The sequence below is a fragment of the Lentzea sp. NPDC055074 genome (assembly GCF_053608005.1).
In genome coordinates, this window is the sequence record NZ_JBSGUQ010000005.1 from 442107 (window position 1) to 459158 (window position 17052).

Below are 17052 nucleotides of genomic sequence, written 5' to 3' on the forward strand. Positions count from 1 at the left end.
GGAATGGCGGGGGACGGGTTCGTCGAGGTGCGCGGGGCCAACCGGGACAGGAACGTGGTCCTGCGCCTCTTCGCCGTGGGGCTGATGGTCACCGGGCCGATCGTCTGCGCGGCCAACGACGGTGGCACCGTCGGGATCGTGCTCACCGTGGTGCTGCTGCCACTGGGCATCGCCGTGTGGCGGGGCATCACGCGCGCCAAGCGGCGGCTGCTGCGCCTGGACGAGGTGGGGTTACCCGCGACCGCCCACGTCCTGACCACGGAGTCGATCAGCGAGGACGCCACGGTCCGCGTCCGGCTCCTGATCAGGGGTCCGGACGTGCCCGAGTTCGTGATCGAGCACGACACCAGGTACGACCCCGCCCTGAGGCCGGGGAACGAGCTCGTCGCGACAGTCGATCCCGACGACCACCGGGACTTCGAACTGGACTACTGACCGGTGGACACGCCCAGGCGGGCCGCGAGCGCGCTGGCCAGGTGCACCGGCTCGCGTTCGGTGGTGTGGCGGATCTGCGTGCGGCAGCTGAAACCGTCCGCGATCACCAGCGCGTCCTCGTTGTCCCGCAACGCCGGTAGCAGGTCCTGCTCGGCGCACGCGATCGAGACGTCGTAGTGGCCCTGTTCGAAGCCGAAGTTGCCGGCCAGGCCGCAGCAGCCCTCGACGACCTTCGGCTGCAGCCCCGCCTTGGCCATCGCCTCGCGGTCCGGGGCGAAACCCAGTTCGGCGTACTGGTGGCAGTGGGTCTGCACGACGGCCTCGCGTGCGCCGTCGAGTGCGGGCAGCTTCGGGGCGACGTGCTCGGCGAACGTCCGGGTGGCCTTGGCAAGCGCTTGCACCGCCAGGTCGTCCGACAGTTTCGGGGCCTCCACGCGGAGGAACGCCGTGCAGCTCGGTTCCAGGCCGATCACCGGGACGCCCCGGCTCGTCCACGGCAGCAACGCCCGCGCGGTGCGCTCGACCACCCGGCGGGCCTTGGCGAGCTGGCCGGTCGAGTGCCACGTCAGTCCACAGCAGACGTTCGCGGACGGCACCTCGACGCGGTTTCCGAGGTGTGCCAGCACGGTCGCGGCGTCGAGGCCGATGCCCGGCTCGAAGTAGTTCGTGAACGTGTCGGGGAACAGCAGCACCGGGTCGCCGGTGCCGAGCGGGTGCAGCTGGCGGACCAGACGGGTGGTCTGCGTCGGCAGCTCGCGTTGCGGGGTGATGCCCGCGAACCGGCCGAGCTTCGTCGTGAACCTGTTGACCAGCCCGTACTTCAGCCACGTCGGCAGCCAGCCCATGCTGTAGTGAGACAGCGGCCTGACCCGTTTCTTGTAGTGCTCGTGCAGGAACTCGGCCTTGTAGCTCGCCATGTCGACGTCGACCGGGCAGTCGCGCTTGCAGCCCTTGCACCCCAGGCAGAGGTCGAGGGCCTCGGCCACCTCCGGCGACCTCCAGCCGCCCTTGACCACGTCGCCGTTGAGCATCTCGAACAGCAGGTGCGCGCGCCCTCGGGTGGAGTGCTTCTCCTCGCGGGTGACGCGGTAGCTCGGGCACATCACGCCGCCCTTGGTGTTCAGGCACTTGCCGACGCCGACGCACCGGCGCGTGTCGCTCGCGAACTCCGCCCTGGTCGGGATCTTCGGCGGCGCCACGAGGATCCGCAGGTCGTCGTCGAGCTTCAGCGGTTCCACGATCCGGCCCGGGTTGAGCAGGTTCCCCGGATCGAAGGCGCGCTTGAACTCGCCGAACGCCCGGATCGCCTCCGGCGGGTACATCCGGCCGAGCAGTTCGGAGCGCGCCTGGCCGTCGCCGTGCTCGCCCGACAGGCTGCCGCCGTGGCCGACGACCAGGTCCGCGGCGTCCTGCAGGAACTCGCGGTAGCCGTGGGCGAGGTCGAAGTCGATGCGGACGTGCAGGCAGCCCTCGCCGTAGTGGCCGTAGGTGATGCCGCGCCGTCCGTACCTGCTCAGGAGCTGGTCGAACTCGCGCAGGTAGGTGCCGAGGCGCTCCGGCGGGACGGCCGCGTCCTCCCAGCCCGACCAGGCCTCGCTGCCGTCGGCCATGCGGGTGGCGAGGCCGGCGCCGTCCTCGCGGATCCGCCACAGCGCCCGTTGCTGCGCCGCGTCGTGGATGACCATCGAGTTCTTGGAGAGCTTCGCGACGCGTTCGGGGTGGTCCTCGACCTCGACGAACAGCCAGCTGCGGCCCTCCGGCAGGTCGGGGCGGGTGCGGACGCTGTGCACCAGCGCCTCGTTCAGGCCCTCGATCGCGAGCGCGTCCTCGATGCCGGTGACGCTGTCGGCGGCGTCGTAGGTGTCCGCGAAGCCGAGCACGACCAGGACGCGGCGTTCCGGCCTGCGCACCAGCTTCAGCTCGGCGCCCAGCAGGACCACGCACGTGCCCTCGGTGCCGACGAGCTGCTGCGTCAGCGTCGGAGCGTCCAGCGCGTACCCGCTGACCCGGCGGGTGAGCCGCGGGAACCACGCCGGGTCGTGACCGGGGAGCGCGAGCTCGGGCGGGTTCGTGGTGTCGAACGTGCGGCCATCGGCGGTGAGCACGCTCAGGTTCGCGACGTTCTCGCTGGTCTTGCCCCACTTCACCGAGTGCGCGCCGCACGCGTTGTTGCCGATCATCCCGCCGATCGTGCAGCGCGAGTGCGTGGACGGGTCCGGGCCGAACAGGTACTCGCCCGCCCGAGCGTTGATCTGGTCGAGCACCGCGCCGGGCTGGGCGAACGCCCGGTCGCCGGAGATCTCGAACGCGGTCAGGTACCGGCTGAAGTCGATCACCAGGCCGGTGCCGCACGCGTTGCCCGCGATGGACGTTCCCGCGCCCCGGCTGGTGATCGGCACGCGGTGCTCGGCCGCGATCGCGACCGCCGCCACCACCGCGTCCGTCGTGCGTGGACGGACGACCACCCGCGGCACGTGGCGGTAGTTCGACGCGTCCGCCGAGTAGAGGGCACGGCTCGCCGGGTCGTCCAGGACGTCACCGTCCACGTCGCGCCGGAGCTGGTCGAGAAAGGCCCGCATCACCCGATCATGCCTGGATGGATGTGACATGGCTCCGCCGATGCCGGACTACCTGCCGGTAGCCGATAGCCTCACCCGGTCAACCAGCAGCGATTCTCAGGAGAGCTAGTGAGTCGGTCCGTTCTGGTCACCGGAGGCAACCGCGGCATCGGCCTCGCGATCGCGCAGGCGTTCGCGGCGCAGGGCGACAAGGTCGCGGTGACGCACCGCGGGTCCGGCGCTCCCGAAGGTCTGCTCGGCGTGAAGTGCGACGTCACGAGCTCGGAGGAGATCGACGCCGCGTTCACCGAGGTCGAGGCCGCGCACGGTCCCGTCGAGGTGCTCGTCTGCAACGCGGGCATGACGCAGGACACGCTGCTGCTGCGCATGAGCGAGGAGCAGTTCACGTCGGTCGTCGACGCGAACCTCACCGGCGCGTTCCGCTTCGCCCAGCGCGCCTCTCGCGGCATGCTGCGCAAGAAGTTCGGCCGCATCGTCTTCATCTCCTCGGTCGTCGGCCTGACCGGTGGCGCGGGCCAGGTGAACTACGCCGCGTCCAAGGCGGGCATGGTCGGCATGGCGCGCTCGATCGCGCTGGAGCTCGGCTCGCGCAACATCACCGCGAACGTCGTCGCGCCCGGCTTCATCACCACGGACATGACGAACGAGCTGCCCGAGGCCGTCCGCGAAGCCGCTCTGAAGCAGATCCCGGCCGGCCGCTACGGCGCCGCCGACGAGATCGCGCGCGCCGTCACGTTCCTCGCGGCGAACGAGTCCGGCTACGTCAACGGTGCCGTGCTGCCGGTCGACGGCGGCCTCGGCATGGGCCACTGAGTTACCCGAACCACGGCTGGTTTCCCGTACTGCGAAAGGGTTGGATCAAGTGACCGGACTGCTCGAAGGCAAGCGACTGCTGATCACCGGTGTGATCACCGACGCGTCGATCGCCTTCCACGTCGCACGCGTCGCCCAGGAACAGGGCGCCGAGGTCGTGCTGACCGGGTTCGGCCGGATGAGCCTCGTGACGCGCATCGCCCAGCGCCTGCCCAAGCCCGCGCCCGTCGTCGAGCTCGACGTGCAGAACCAGGATCACCTCGACACGCTCGCCGACCGGGTGCGTGAGCACGTCGACGGCCTCGACGGCGTCGTGCACGCCATCGGCTTCGCCCCGCAGAGCTGCCTCGGCGCCCCGTTCATGGACGCGCCGTGGGAGGACGTTTCCGTCGCGATGCACGTCTCGGCGTTCTCGTACAAGTCGCTCGTGCAGGCCGTCCGCCCGTTGCTGTCACACGGCTCGTCGGTCGTCGGCCTCGACTTCGACGCCCGCCAGGCGTGGCCCGCCTACAACTGGATGGGCGCGGCGAAGGCGGCGTTCGAGTCGATCAACCGCTACATGGCGCGCGACCTCGGCCCGGACGGCATCCGCGTGAACCTGATCTCCGCCGGCCCGGTCCGCACCATGGCCGCGAAGTCCATCCCGGGCTTCGGCGAGCTGGAGAAGATGTGGGGCGAGAAGGCTCCGCTGAGCTGGGACGTCGACGACCCCACGCCGGTCGCGAAGTCCGTCTGCGGCCTGCTGTCCGACTGGTTCCCGGCCACCACGGGCTCGATGGTGTTCGTCGACGGCGGCGTCCACTTCCTGGGTCTCTGACGTCACATCCGTTCGTCATGTGAGGTGTTCGGGCGTCTGATTGGATGGAGTGGTGAGTTTCGACGCGCTGCTCTGGCTGTCCTTCGGCGGCCCAGAAGGTCCTGAGGACGTCCGTCCCTTCCTGGAGAACGTGGTTCGCGGACGTGGCGTGCCGCCGGAGCGGCTGGACGAGGTCGAGGCCCACTACCAGCACTTCGGCGGCGTGTCGCCGATCAACCGCCTGAACCTCGAAGCCATCGAGGCGGTGCGCGCCACCGGTTTCGAGCTGCCGATCTACTTCGGCAACCGCAACTGGCACCCCATGGTCGAGGACGTCGTCGCGCAGATGAAGGCCGACGGCGTCCAGCGTGCGCTCGTGTTCCCGACGAGCGCGTACGGCGGCTACTCCGCGTGCCGGCAGTACGACGAGGACATCGTCCGCGCCCTGCAGGCCGTGCCGGGCGGCCCCGAACTGGTGAAGCTGCGCCACTTCTTCGACCACCCGCTGTTCGTCTCGTCCTTCGCCGACGGTGTGCGCGCCGCCGCCGCGTCGCTGAACGGCGCCTACCGCCTCGTGTTCACCGCGCACTCGGTGCCGGTGTCCGCCGACAAGGCTGCCGGGCCGCCTGCCGAGGGCGGGTACCGCTACTCGCGTCAGGTCGTCGAGGCCTCCCGTTTGGTGGCTTCGGAACTGGGCATCACCGAGTACGACGTGGTGTGGCAGTCGCGGTCCGGGCCGCCCCAGATCCCGTGGCTCGAGCCGGACGTCGTCGACCACATCGACGCCCTGCACGCCAAGGGTGTCACCGGGGTGGTGATCTGCCCGATCGGGTTCGTGTCCGACCACCTCGAGGTGGTGTGGGACCTCGACACCGAGGCCCGCGACCGTGCGCTGGAGCTCGGGATGGAGTTCGCCCGCGCCGCCACGCCCAACGCGGACCCGCGGTTCGCCGAGCTCGTGACCGAACTCGTCGCCGAGCACACTTCCGGTGCGCCCGTGCGGAAGTTGTCGTCGTTCGTGGTGGCGGGGTGCACGGTGAACGGTGCGCCGTGTGCGCCGTTGTGCTGCGAACCGGTCAAGAGGCCCGCGCGCACCTAACGGCCTTGTAGCGCCTCGGTCAGCGCCTGCTCCGCGTTGGCGGGCAAGGCGCCGTCGTGGTCGAGGGCGTAGCGGACGACGGCGCGGAACTCGTCGCTGAAACGGGAGTAGTAGGGCGTGACCGGGCGCAGCCGGGCGTCCTCGATCGCGTCCAGCAGGGTGCTCGCGTAGGGATGTTCGGTGGCGACCCGGCTGTCCTGGTAGACGATGCCGCGGGTGGCGGCGAGGCCTCCCCGTTCGAAGAGCAGCTGCTGGCTGCGCGGGCCGGTGAGGAACTCGATGAGGGCCTGGGCCGCGCGGGGTTTGGTGGACTTGGAGGAGATGGCGAGGTTCTGCCCGCCCAGGACGCTCGGCCCGGGCAGCTGCGTCACCCCGAAGTCGATCCGCGGTCTGCCCGCAGACTCGTCCTGGTTGCCCTGCAGGGTGCGGTGGGCGACCGGCCAGTTCCGCATGAAGGCGATCTTGCCGTCGCGGAACGCCTGCGTGGTCAGCTGTTCGTTCTGCGTGCGGGACTCGGGCAGCACCACGGGGTTCTCGCCCTTGAGCCCGTCCGCGAGCCAGCGCAGGGCGCGGCGGGTGCGCTCGGAGTCGATCACGACCTTGCCGTTCTCGTCGACGACGTCGCCCTTCTCCGCCCAGATCAGCTCCAGGGCGTTCACGGTGAGGCCCTCGTAGTCGGCGAACTGGCCCGCGTAACCGGCGGTGAGGCGGGCGTCCTGTGACGCGCGCAGCGTGCGGGTGGAGGTGGTGGCGATGTCGTCGAGGTCGAGCGGCTCCTCCTTCACCAGGTCCTTGCGGTGGAAGAGCAGACCCGCGTCGGTGTTGAACGGCAGTGCCCACAGGACGCCCTGGTAGCGGCAGCTCTCCAGCGGCCGGCGCAGGAACCCGCTGGTGTCCACGGTGGACAGCTGACGCAGGTGACCCGACTGGGCGAACTCGGCGGTCCACGTGACGTCCAGGTTGAAGACGTCCACGTTGTCGGTCTTCTCCCTGGCGCGGGCGACCATCTCACTGCGCTGACCGTCCGCCTCCGAGGGCAGCTCGACGATCTCCGCCGGCTGTTCGGGGTGCTCGGCGTTCCACTGGTTGATCAGCGCGCGCCGCTGGCCGCCGTCGCTCTGGTCGCGGCCGCTGAGCACGACGAGCGTGCCCTTCTCCCACTCCGTCGACTCGCGGAAGAGCGGCTGCACCCCGTTCGTGAACAGGATCGTCAGCACGACGCCGACGGCCACGCCCATCGCGAGCCACGAGCGGTTCGCCCACACCACGCCAGGCGGGCCCAGCCTCGGCAACCCCGCCCACACGCGCCGCACCCATCTCAAGCGGAACCTCCCCACACCCGGCGGAACAGCTCCGCCAGGTCGTCCCCGAGCGTGTCCGTCGTCGAGTCGCGGCACTCGCCGCCCGACGCGTCCGTGATCGTCGTCAGCGCGTGCGTCGCGCAGCTCGCACCGCCGACGGCGATCACGAACACGCGGATCCCCTTCAGCCGCACCGCGTCCACGACGTCCTGCCGCGTCTGCGCGCTCGCCGTGTCCTCGCCGTCGGTCAACGCGATCACCGCGCTGACGTGGTCCGCGTCGTCGGCACCGACCCGGTCGAGGCTGTCGACGATCGCCTGGTGCAGCGGCGTGCCACCGGACGGCGCGACCGTGCTCAGCGCGGCGGCCGCGGCCTCCTTGTCACGACGGCCGAGGGGGATGAGCGGCCGGACCTCGGTGTTGTTGAACACCGACAGGCCGTACGTGTCCTTGGGGCCCATCTGCGTGAGGGCCTTGCCGACACCGTCGACCGCGACGGCGAACCGCGTCTCCCCGGTGGCCGTCGGCTCCACCATCGACCCGGAGGCGTCGAGCGTGAGCCAGACCCGGCCGTTCCTCTTGGCCTGGTCGTACTTCTTCTGGAACTCGGTCTGGACCTGCTCGCCGGGTGCGGCCTCGGTGCGGTCGAGCGCCAGCCCCGCCCGCACGCCGAACTCCTCGCGGAACTCCGCACCCGCGGCCTGCCCTGCGGGACGCAGCCCGGCGGTGTTGAGCGCCGTCATGCCCTCCTGCGTGCCGAGCCACGTCCGGAATTCCTTCGCCGGCTCGCGGGCGGCGACGTTCGACACGTCCGCCGCGACCCAGTCGACGAGGTTCAGCGGGTAGTCGGCGCGGTAGGTGTCCGACGGGTACAGCGCGGTGAGACAGGGCACCTGCGCGCAGGCGGTCTTGTTGTGCCGCAACAGGACCTGTTCGGTCGTGATCATCGCGGCGTCCGGCTGCGGCCGGTCGGCCTCGGTGAGCCGGCGCTCGACGACGGCCGGGTCGAGCGTCTCGTACAACGCTGTCGTGGCGAACCTGCCGTCGATCTTCGTCAGCGGGTTCGGCCTGCCGATCTCGATGCCCGTCCTGCCGACCTTGGTCAGCAGGTCGCCCCACTTCTCCTGGGGGCCGGCGGCGACGTCCCGCGCGATCGGCGGGGGCACCGCGAGCACGACGGGTGAGAACGCGATCGACCCACCCGGCGTGATGCGCACCGCCGACCCGGGACCGCCCGTGCGGCGCACGACCTCGTCCGCCTCCGCTGTGGAGTCCGGCAGCCACACGTCCGGGTGCGGCCCGATCCTCCTCAGGTCCTGGGACGACCACGAGGACCGCAACGCGACCGCGCCCTCGTCGCCGGGTGCCGAGAACACGTAGAGCCGCGCCGTGCGGCAGCCGTGGTTCTTCTGCGCCGTGTGCCGCTCGAACTTCCGCGCCACCTCACCGATCGCGGGCGCCGCGTCCTGCGACGTCAGCACCCGCACCTCGGTCGGCTGTGGGCAGCCCAGCACCAGTACCCGCCCCCACGCGACCACGGGCGGCCCGGCGACCGCGGCCAGCCCCGCGCAGACCACCAGCACGGCCGTGAACACGACCCAGCGCAGCCGGATGCGTTTGACCCACTGGTTCAGCGAGTCGATCGCGGACGCCGACAGCACCAGCAGCGAGGTGCCGATGCCGTAGAGCACCCACGACTGCCAGGTCGTGAGCGCCCCCGTCGCCGTCTCGGACAGCAGGTGCCCGGCGACCGCGGCCAGCATGAGGGCACCCGCGTACCGAGGCGCGGTGCTCGACCGGCGCTGGTCGACGTCCTCCATTCGGCGTCCTCCCCACCGGCACCCTATGCGGGGGCACCGACGGTTCTGGCGGAGTTGCGCGCTCCGGAGAGGTCACCGGGGGAGAACCACTCGTTTGGGTCAGTGCCTTCCGGCGCCGCTGTCCGCCAGGACCCGTACGGCCTCGTCGACGGCTGCGCAGCGTGCGCGGCGCACGGCCTCGGCGACCGGACGCAGTGCTTCGGCGCGGGCGGTCACCGCGGAGGCGGACAGGGCGCCGCCGGGGGAGTCCGAGCTGGCCACGGACACGATCGCGGCCACCTCGGCCGCCCGTTGCAGCACGCGCAGCGAGCGCGGAGGCATCGCGTCGGGCCACGGGAGGGTGGAGTTCTCGGCCGCGAGGTCGGCGATCTCCTTGCGGACGTTCGGGCGGTGCTTGGCCACGTCGAGAGCGGCCAGTGCCGACGTCGCCTCGCGCAGGGCCGCTCCCAGGCCGTGCTCCGCCTCGCCGATCGGGATGTGCTCGAGGCCGTTGGAGGACGGCAGGTCGAACACCGTCCAGCGCATCACGCCGTCGGCCACGATCTTCGGCACCAGCCCGATGTGCACGGACGGGACGACGAGCGCCTCGCCGGAGCGCAGCGCGCACGTCGCGAGGGTGCCTTTGCCTCCCAGGCCCCGCACGTCGCCCGGTACTGGTAGCACCAGCCGGGCTGAGGTCGCGCCCGCGCGCCGCAGGGCGGCCAGCAGCAGGGCGGGGCCCACAGGGGCCTCGTCGGGACCGGGGAGGTCGAGCGCCGTGGCGGTGCCGTCGTCGTCGGCCACCACCTCGTGCTGCTCGGCCCACGTGTGCAGGGCGTCGAGGACGTCGTCGGCGGCGGCTAGACCGTGCAGCCAGCCCGACGTCCACACGACCAGCGTGGCACTCGCACAGGACACCCGACGAGATTACGTTGCCCGGCCCCGCGAGCCCCACCCGGTGTGCCCGATCCGAGACACCTACTTGGCCGGACCGATGTGCTGCTCGAGCAGCGACCGGAACGACGTGAGGTCCTCATCGGACGCGAAGGCCCGGTGCGGCACGGAAAGCGAGGCCGCGCCCTCGTCCAGCGTCTCCAGGACGAAGCCCTGCCGCGTCTCGGTCCAGCCCGGCAGCTCCTCCCAGACGATCTCCTCGCGCACCGCGGTGCCCACGGCCAGCCGGAACGACCGGGCGTCGGCGCTGCCCATCACGGTCCGGCTGATCATCTCGTCGGACGAGAAGCGCCACCACACCGCGACCGGCTCCATGAGACCGATGACGAGCGCGCACACCAGGCCGAACAGCGCCACGACGAGCGTGTCCTCGAAGCCGGCGAGCAGCACGAGCGAGAAGATCCCGAGCACGAGCGCGAACCACGGCGCCCACTTGAACATCGGGACCATCGCTCGCAGGCTGGCCCGCCAGTCAGCGGGTGACGGTGCCCATCTGAAATCAACACAGTTGCTCATAACGCCTCGCATTGTGCTGCACGATGGCCGCATGCATCTGGGGGATGACGAAAAGGGATCCGTCGCGCGCCGGACCGTCCTGAAGGGCACGGCGGCCGCACTCGCCGGGGTCGCGCTCGCGGCGGGTCAGCAGCCGGTCGCACACGCGGCCGCGGAGGACCCGGAACAGCGGCTGCTGCAGATCGTGCCGGGCGGCAACGGGATCATCTACACGCTGTACGCCGACGGGCGCATCAAGTGGTTCAAGCACCTGGGCCGCGACAACGGCACCTACAGCTGGGCCAGCGGTGACGGCCGGGAGATCGGCAGCGGCTGGCAGATCCACACGAACGTGCTCGCGGACCAGCACGGCCAGCTCTTCGGGCTCTGCGGCGACGGCACGATGTGGTGGCACAAGTGGGTGCTCACGAACCCCGCCAACGGCGACGGCTACTGGGCGCCCGGCACGAACAACATCATCCACCGCGGCTTCGGCCAGTACTCGTACGTCTTCGGCGGCTGGGACGGCGTCTTCTACGCCGTGGACGCCCACGGCGACATGTACTGGTTCAAGTACATCGCGGGTGACGGCTCGAACGGTCCCGGCGCGTGGGAGAACAACGGTGTCGGGCAGAAGATCGCGAGCGAGAAGCGCGACTACGACATGTTCTTCGCCGACCTGAACGGCGTCATCTACGGCGTGCGGCACGGCGCCGTGCTGCACTGGTTCCGCTACCTCGCCGGTGACGGGACCAACGGGCCGGGCGCGTGGGCGAACAACGGCAACGCCATCCACCTCGGCACCGGCTTCGACTTCGGCTCGGGCGTCGAGCGGTTCGCCGAGAACGGCGCCGTCTACGTCGTGTGGGTCAACCGGGACCACACGCAGACCGACCACGAGCTCCGCTGGTACAAGCTCGCGAACCACCTCACGATCGACACGTCCGGCGTGTTCTGGCCCAACGGCACGGGCGCGCTGGTCGGCACGGGCTTCAGCGTGGCGAGGACCGCGAACCTGCAGGGGTACACCAGCTGGTCGGTCGCCCCTGGTCAGAGGCTCGACGTGGCGGTCTCGACGACGTTCGACGCGTTCAGCGCCAGCGTCCTGCGGCTGACCGGCCCGATCGAGCAGGGCGGCGCGACGCAGGTCAGGGCACCGCAGACGTACCGGGGACAGCGGCACCTGCTCAGGTCCGGCTACCGGGCGAACGGACCGGGCTGGCCTGCGGCGTTCTCGTTCACCGTGCCGGACGACTGGCAGTCCGGGTTCCACGTCGTGAAGCTCGAAGGCCCGCACGGCATGAGGCAGTACATCCCGTTCGTGGTGAAGCCGAAGCAGCCGCGAGAGAAGGTGGCGCTGCTCCTGCCGTACCTGACGCACAACGCCTACAACCACTGGGGCGGGCACTTCCAGTACTCCTGGGAGCCGGCCTACGGGCGCCGTCAGTTCTCCATCAGGCGGCCGTTCGCGAACGCCTACATCGAGGCTCCCGGGTTCATCGACGTGCGGTTCTACGGTGATCTGCTGCTGATGAAGTGGTTCGCGGACAACAACGTCGCGTACGACTGCTACCAGGACCTGGACCTGCACGACCCGTCATGGCTCGCGCAGTACAAGACGCTCGTGCTCGCCACGCACCCCGAGTACTGGACGCCGGAGATGCGTGCGGCGCTGGAGACGTACCTCGCCAACGGCGGCCGTGTCATCTACACGGGCGGCAACGGCATGTACGAGCGCGTCGACCACGACGCCTCGGGTGGGTTCGTGCTGCACCGCCGCCCCGACAACGGCGAGCGCTGGACGTGGCGTGAGCAGGGGCGGCCGGAGTCGGAGGTGCTCGGCGTCGCGTACGACAGCACCTCCTACATGGAGATGTACCCGTACGTCGTCGACGCCGACCACCCGTTCCTGGAGGGCACCGGGCTCCGGGTCGGCGACAGGTTCGGCACGACCGGGTACAACTTCGCGGCCAGCGGCTGGGAGGTCGACACCAGGACCGGAGCGGGCCCGGAAGCACCCGGTGTCGTGCAGTTCGCTCACGGAGAACAACCGCACGGCGCGCAGATGTGCGTGATGTCCAAGCCGAACGGTGGGTGGGTGTTCAGCGCGAGTTCCCTTTGTTTCAACGGTGCTCTCGCCCATGACCCGAAGATGTCGCGGATCCTGCTGAACGCGGTGAACGCCGCTCGGCTCTAGGAGCTGGAGTCGCTCCACGTCGACGGGTCAGGTTCGGGTGCGTAGCGTCGTTCGCGTGACCCAGAACCTGGCCCGCACGGCGGGCGAACTGCGCGCCGCCGGGCACCTGCCGCGCGGCGTCAAGACCGAGATCAGGGAGAACCTGCTCGCGGCCCTGCGCGAAGGACGCAACCCGTGGCCCGGCATCGTCGGCTTCGACCGCACCGTGCTCCCGCAGCTCGAACGCGCACTGCTCGCAGGCCACGACGTCGTCCTGCTCGGGGAGAGAGGGCAGGGCAAGACGCGCCTGCTGCGCGGCCTGATCTCCTTGCTCGACGAGTGGACGCCCGTCATCGAGGGCTCCGAGCTGGGCGAACACCCGCTCGACCCGATCACGCCCGAGTCGAAGCGCCGGGCCGCCGAGCTCGGCGACGACCTGCCGGTGGTGTGGCGGCACCGCTCCGAGCGCTACGCCGAGAAGCTCGCGACGCCCGACACGTCCGTCGGCGACCTGGTCGGTGACGTCGACCCGGTGAAGGTGGCGCAGGGCCGTTCGCTCGGCGACCCGGAGACCATCCACTACGGCATGCTCCCGCGCGCACACCGCGGCATCATCGCCATCAACGAGCTGCCTGACCTGGCCGAACGGATCCAGGTGTCGCTGCTCAACGTCATGGAGGAGCGCGACATCCAGGTCCGCGGCTACACGCTGCGGCTGCCGCTGGACGTGCTGCTCGTGGCCACCGCGAACCCCGAGGACTACACGAATCGCGGCCGCATCATCACGCCGCTCAAGGACCGCTTCGGCGCCGAGGTCCGCACGCACTACCCGCTGGAGATCGACGCCGAGGTCGACCTGGTCCGCCAGGAGGCCGACCTCGTCGCCGAGGTGGGCGACCACCTGCTGGAGATCATCGCCCGGTTCGTGCGGCACCTGCGCGAGTCGTCGTCGATCGACCAGCGCTCCGGCGTCTCCGCCCGGTTCGCCGTGGCGGCGGCGGAAACCGTTGCGGCGTCGGCTTTGCGCCGGTCCGCGCTGATCGGCGAGACCCCGCCCATCGCCCGCCCGATCGACCTCGAGTCGGTGCCGGACGTGCTGCGCGGCAAGCTCGAGTTCGAGGCGGGGGAGGACGGCCGCGAGGACGAGGTCCTCGTCCACCTGCTGCGCCGCTCGATCGCCGACACCGCCCGCGCCCGCCTGGCCGGCCTGAACCTGCGCGCGCTCGCCGAGGTCGTCTCGGACGGCCACCCCGTCGCGACCGGAGACCGGGTGCACGCCGGCGACCTGCTGGCCGCGTTGCCCGAGCTCCCGATCCTGCACGAGGTCGCGGCACGCCTGGGCGCGGGCCCGAAGGACCCCGTCGGCCGCATCGCCTCCGCCGTGGAACTGGCGCTGGAGTCGCTGTACCTGACCCGCCACCTGTCGAAGGACAACTCCTCCGACGACGACCGATCGGTGTACGGATGAGATACCGCTACGGACGCTGGGGCGGCGGCGCCGATCCGCTGGCGCCCCCGGTGGACCTCCGCGCGGCCGTGGACGAGCTCGGCCGCGAGATCATGGAGGGTGCCTCGCCGTCGTCCGCCCTGCGCGAGCTGCTGCGCCGGGGCGTCGACGGCACCCGCGGCCTCGACGACCTGACCTCGCGCCTGTGGCAGCGCCGTGCGTCGATCCAGCGCCGGCACCGCCTCGACGGCACGCTGACCGAGGTCCGCCAGCTCCTCGACCGCGCGGTCGAGGCCGAACGGCGGACGCTGTTCCCGGACCCGTCCGACGACGCGCGCTTCCGCGAGGCCCAGCTCGACGCCCTGCCGCCCGGCACCGCCGCCGCGGTCCAGGAGTTGTCGAACTACGACTGGCGTTCCGAGGAGGCGCGCGAGGCGTTCGCGCAGATCCGCGACCTGCTCGGCCGCGAACTGCTCGACCAGCGCTTCCAGGGCATGAAGGACGCGCTGTCCAACGTGGACTCCCGCGACGTCGAGCGCATCCAGCGCATGCTCCGCGACCTCAACTCGCTGCTGGAGGCCCACGCCTCCGGCTCCCCGGACACGCCGCGCCTGTTCGACGACTTCATGCGCAAGCACGGCGAGTTCTTCCCGGAGAAGCCCCGCAACGTCGACGAGCTCATCGACGCCCTGGCCGCACGCTCGGCCGCGGCGCAACGCATGATGAACTCGATGACCGACGAGCAGCGCGCCGAGCTGTCCGCGTTGTCCCAGCAGGCCTTCGGTGGCATCGGCTCCTCTCTGTCCACTCTGGACTCCCTGTTGCAACGGCTGCGGCCGGGCGAGGACTGGACGTCGTCCGCCCGCTTCCGCGGCCAGGACCCGCTGGGCCTCGGCGAGGGTGCCCAGGCCATGGCGGACCTCGCCGAGCTCGACGCCCTGGCCGAGCAGCTCTCCCAGTCGTATCCGGGCGCCCGCCTGGAGGACATCGACCTGGAGGCGCTCGAACGCCAGCTGGGCGAGTCGGCCTCGGTCGACGCCCGCCGCCTCGCGGAGCTGGAGAAGGCACTGCGGTCGCAGAACATCGTCGAACGCGCCCCCGACGGCTCCCTGAAGCTGACGCCGAAAGCGTTGCGACGCCTGGGAGAGACGGCGCTGCGCGGCGTCGTCGACCAGCTGCGGTCGTCGCAGGGCGCCCGCGAGACGACCTCGGCCGGCGCGGCGGGTGAGCTGATCGGCTCGACCCGCCCGTGGCAGTTCGGCGACACCGAACCCTGGGACGTGCCGCGAACCCTGCGCAACTCCGTGTTGCGCTCCGGCTCGATGTCCATGGACGTCGTCGATCTCGAAGTGTCCGAGACCGAACACCGCACCCGTGCGGCTGTCGCGTTGTGCGTCGACACCTCCTGGTCGATGGTGCAGGACGGCCGCTGGGTGCCGATGAAACGCACAGCACTGGCCCTGCATCACCTCGTGCGCACCCGATTCCGGACGGACGCGCTGCAACTGGTGACGTTCGGGCGTTATGCCGAGGCCGTGGACATCGGCCAGCTGACGGCGTTGGAAGGCGTGTGGGAGCAGGGCACGAACCTGCACCACGCGCTGCTGCTGGCGGGCCGTCACGTCCGGCGTCATCCCGACGCCCAGCCCGTCGTGCTGGTCGTGACCGACGGCGAACCCACCGCGCACCTCGAACCCGAGGGGGACGCGGAGTTCAACTACCCACCCCTGCCCAGGACCCTCGCCAAGACCCTGAACGAGGTCGACGCGCTGGCCCGGCTCGGGGCGACGATCTCGGTGTTCAAGCTGGGCGACGACCCTCGCCTGGCCGCGTTCGTCGACATCGTGGCCCGCCGGGGCGGTGGGCGCGTGGTGTCGGCGGACGAGGAAGGCCTCGGCGCCGCCGTGGTGAGCGACTACCTGAAATCACGGCGTCGGCGTCGTTGATGCGCAGGTACCTCCTCGCGGTGGTGTTGAGCGGCGTGCCGTCGACCGTGCACGCCCTGATGAAGCGTGACGATCCGTTGCGCGCCACACGGGCTGCCGGCTCGTTGGTCGGCGGGGGTGCTCGTGCCGGCGTTGTCGTGCACCTCGCCGTGTCAGCGTTTTGGGCGTTCGTGCTCACACGGCTGCGAGTGCGGGGTGTGGTCGGAGGGGCGGTGGCCGGGTTGCTGATCGCCGCCCTCGACCTGGAGGTCCTCGGACGCCACAACGCTCAGCTCCGCGCACTGCCCAGGGGTGCGCAGTGGCTGGACCACGTGGCGTTCGGGGTGCTCGTGGCCGGTTCGGAGCGGGTAGAGGGCGGTCAGCCGCGGGAAGTGCTGCCGTAGCGCCAGTTCGTCGTCGAACTCCTGTGCCGGTTCCGCCCACCTTGGCGGTGCGGTCGGCGGTGGGGCGCACGTCTTGCCGGCGCTGAGCGTGACGAGCGGCCGCGTTCCGGCCCCAGGTGATCAGCCAGCCCCGGAAGTGGTCGAAACCGTCCTCCCCGCGCTCAGAGGTCGTAGAGCGCGGCCAGCCGTGGGAGCCGGGTGGCCAGCTCGGCGCTGTCGTCGAAGTCGAAGTCCCAGTCCGGGTCGAGCGCGGGGTAGCTGATCCGGAAGGCGTCCTGGGGCAACTGCATGCCCGTCGCCTTGATGTGGGCGTTCCACGCGATCGACAGCGCGTCCTCGCACTCGAACTCGTCACCGGACTCGGCGGCGGCCACGACCACGGGTAAGGCCGCCAGCGAGTCGGGGTCGGCCAGGACGGCCGTGTACGTCTCCTCGCCCTGGGTCACGAGCCAGCCGCGGAAGTAGTCGAAGCCGTCGTCCGAGCAGCCGCCGTTGACGAGGTAGGCCGCTGCCCACAGCGGGTTCTGGTACGAGGCCGTCAGCACCTCCCACAGGACCTGCTGGGTCGCCACGATCTCGGCGGGCGGGCGCTCGGCGAGCAGGGTGGTGGCGGCGGCCGCCACGGCGTGACCGTCGGCCGGGTCGGGGACGCTCGCCCGGGCGTCGGAGATGAGCTTCCAGAAGGAGTTCGGGTCCACAGCTCGAAGCTTGGCAGAGGGGTCTGACAATTTTTTGACGGACGGACGGACGGACGGACGGAGAGGAGGCTGCGCGCACCGATGCGGCACCGGCGGCTGACTTACGAGCCTGGACGTTCTAGGTTGTAGAC

Annotated in this window: 14 protein-coding genes; 8 read left to right on the forward strand and 6 right to left on the reverse strand. The window is 70.8% G+C overall.

Features of this window, described 5'->3' with window-relative positions:
* The first annotated feature begins 3 nt into the window (after window positions 1-3).
* Window positions 4-435 (forward strand): hypothetical protein, encoded by a 432-nt coding sequence (locus ACWF7A_RS15415; RefSeq protein ID WP_452251088.1) that lies wholly within the window; start codon window positions 4-6, stop codon window positions 433-435.
* Here the strand turns inward: ACWF7A_RS15415 and ACWF7A_RS15420 are convergent.
* Window positions 429-3014: an FAD-binding and (Fe-S)-binding domain-containing protein gene (locus ACWF7A_RS15420; protein ID WP_452251089.1), complete on the reverse strand. Its 2586-nt coding sequence runs from the start codon at window positions 3012-3014 to the stop codon at window positions 429-431. The two genes, ACWF7A_RS15415 and ACWF7A_RS15420, sit on opposite strands and share 7 nt — an antisense overlap.
* Before the next feature lie 108 nt (window positions 3015-3122).
* Here ACWF7A_RS15420 and fabG point away from each other — a divergent pair, with 108 nt between their 5' ends.
* Genes fabG through ACWF7A_RS15435 form a run of 3 tightly spaced genes read left to right on the forward strand, consistent with a single transcriptional unit; the run spans window position 3123 to window position 5722 of the window.
* Complete coding sequence (gene fabG / locus ACWF7A_RS15425) at window positions 3123-3827, forward strand: 3-oxoacyl-ACP reductase FabG (RefSeq protein ID WP_452251090.1); 705 nt, start codon at window positions 3123-3125, stop codon at window positions 3825-3827.
* Window positions 3828-3876: 49 nt separating this feature from the next.
* Entirely contained in the window at window positions 3877-4644 is a 768-nt protein-coding gene (fabI, locus tag ACWF7A_RS15430; RefSeq protein WP_452251091.1) for an enoyl-ACP reductase FabI, read from the forward strand.
* 52 nt (window positions 4645-4696) lie between these two features.
* Entirely contained in the window at window positions 4697-5722 is a 1026-nt protein-coding gene (locus tag ACWF7A_RS15435) for a ferrochelatase (protein WP_452251092.1), read from the forward strand.
* Here the strand turns inward: ACWF7A_RS15435 and ACWF7A_RS15440 are convergent.
* From ACWF7A_RS15440 to ACWF7A_RS15455, 4 genes are all read right to left on the reverse strand, one after another.
* Window positions 5719-7035 (reverse strand): extracellular solute-binding protein, encoded by a 1317-nt coding sequence (locus ACWF7A_RS15440; RefSeq protein ID WP_452251158.1) that lies wholly within the window; start codon window positions 7033-7035, stop codon window positions 5719-5721. The two genes, ACWF7A_RS15435 and ACWF7A_RS15440, sit on opposite strands and share 4 nt — an antisense overlap.
* 5 nt (window positions 7036-7040) lie before the next feature.
* Complete coding sequence (locus ACWF7A_RS15445; RefSeq protein WP_452251093.1) at window positions 7041-8843, reverse strand: substrate-binding domain-containing protein; 1803 nt, start codon at window positions 8841-8843, stop codon at window positions 7041-7043.
* A gap of 99 nt (window positions 8844-8942) precedes the next feature.
* On the reverse strand, window positions 8943-9740 hold the full coding sequence (locus ACWF7A_RS15450) for a hypothetical protein (RefSeq protein WP_452251094.1): 798 nt from the start codon (window positions 9738-9740) through the stop codon (window positions 8943-8945).
* 60 nt (window positions 9741-9800) lie between these two features.
* Window positions 9801-10226: a hypothetical protein gene (locus ACWF7A_RS15455; RefSeq protein WP_452251095.1), complete on the reverse strand. Its 426-nt coding sequence runs from the start codon at window positions 10224-10226 to the stop codon at window positions 9801-9803.
* Window positions 10227-10323: 97 nt separating this feature from the next.
* Here ACWF7A_RS15455 and ACWF7A_RS15460 point away from each other — a divergent pair, with 97 nt between their 5' ends.
* From ACWF7A_RS15460 to ACWF7A_RS15475, 4 genes are read left to right on the forward strand one after another with little or no spacing between them, the layout of a single operon-like run.
* Window positions 10324-12468, forward strand: a complete 2145-nt coding sequence (locus ACWF7A_RS15460) for a N,N-dimethylformamidase beta subunit family domain-containing protein (protein ID WP_452251096.1) — start codon at window positions 10324-10326, stop codon at window positions 12466-12468.
* Window positions 12469-12523: 55 nt separating this feature from the next.
* A complete protein-coding gene (locus ACWF7A_RS15465; protein WP_452251097.1) occupies window positions 12524-13915 on the forward strand; it encodes a sigma 54-interacting transcriptional regulator in 1392 nt (463 codons plus the stop codon).
* The gene (locus ACWF7A_RS15470; protein ID WP_452251098.1) at window positions 13912-15840 is read left to right on the forward strand and encodes a vWA domain-containing protein; all 1929 of its coding nucleotides are present in this window, start codon (window positions 13912-13914) and stop codon (window positions 15838-15840) included. The genes ACWF7A_RS15465 and ACWF7A_RS15470 overlap by 4 nt, the downstream gene beginning before the upstream one ends.
* Window positions 15840-16223, forward strand: coding sequence for a hypothetical protein (locus ACWF7A_RS15475; RefSeq protein WP_452251099.1), 384 nt, complete (start codon window positions 15840-15842; stop codon window positions 16221-16223). Before ACWF7A_RS15470 ends, ACWF7A_RS15475 begins: the two co-directional genes overlap by 1 nt.
* Window positions 16224-16384: 161 nt before the next feature.
* Here the strand turns inward: ACWF7A_RS15475 and ACWF7A_RS15480 are convergent, their stop codons facing one another.
* A complete protein-coding gene (locus ACWF7A_RS15480; protein ID WP_452251100.1) occupies window positions 16385-16921 on the reverse strand; it encodes a DUF4240 domain-containing protein in 537 nt (178 codons plus the stop codon).
* Window positions 16922-17052 lie beyond the last annotated feature (131 nt).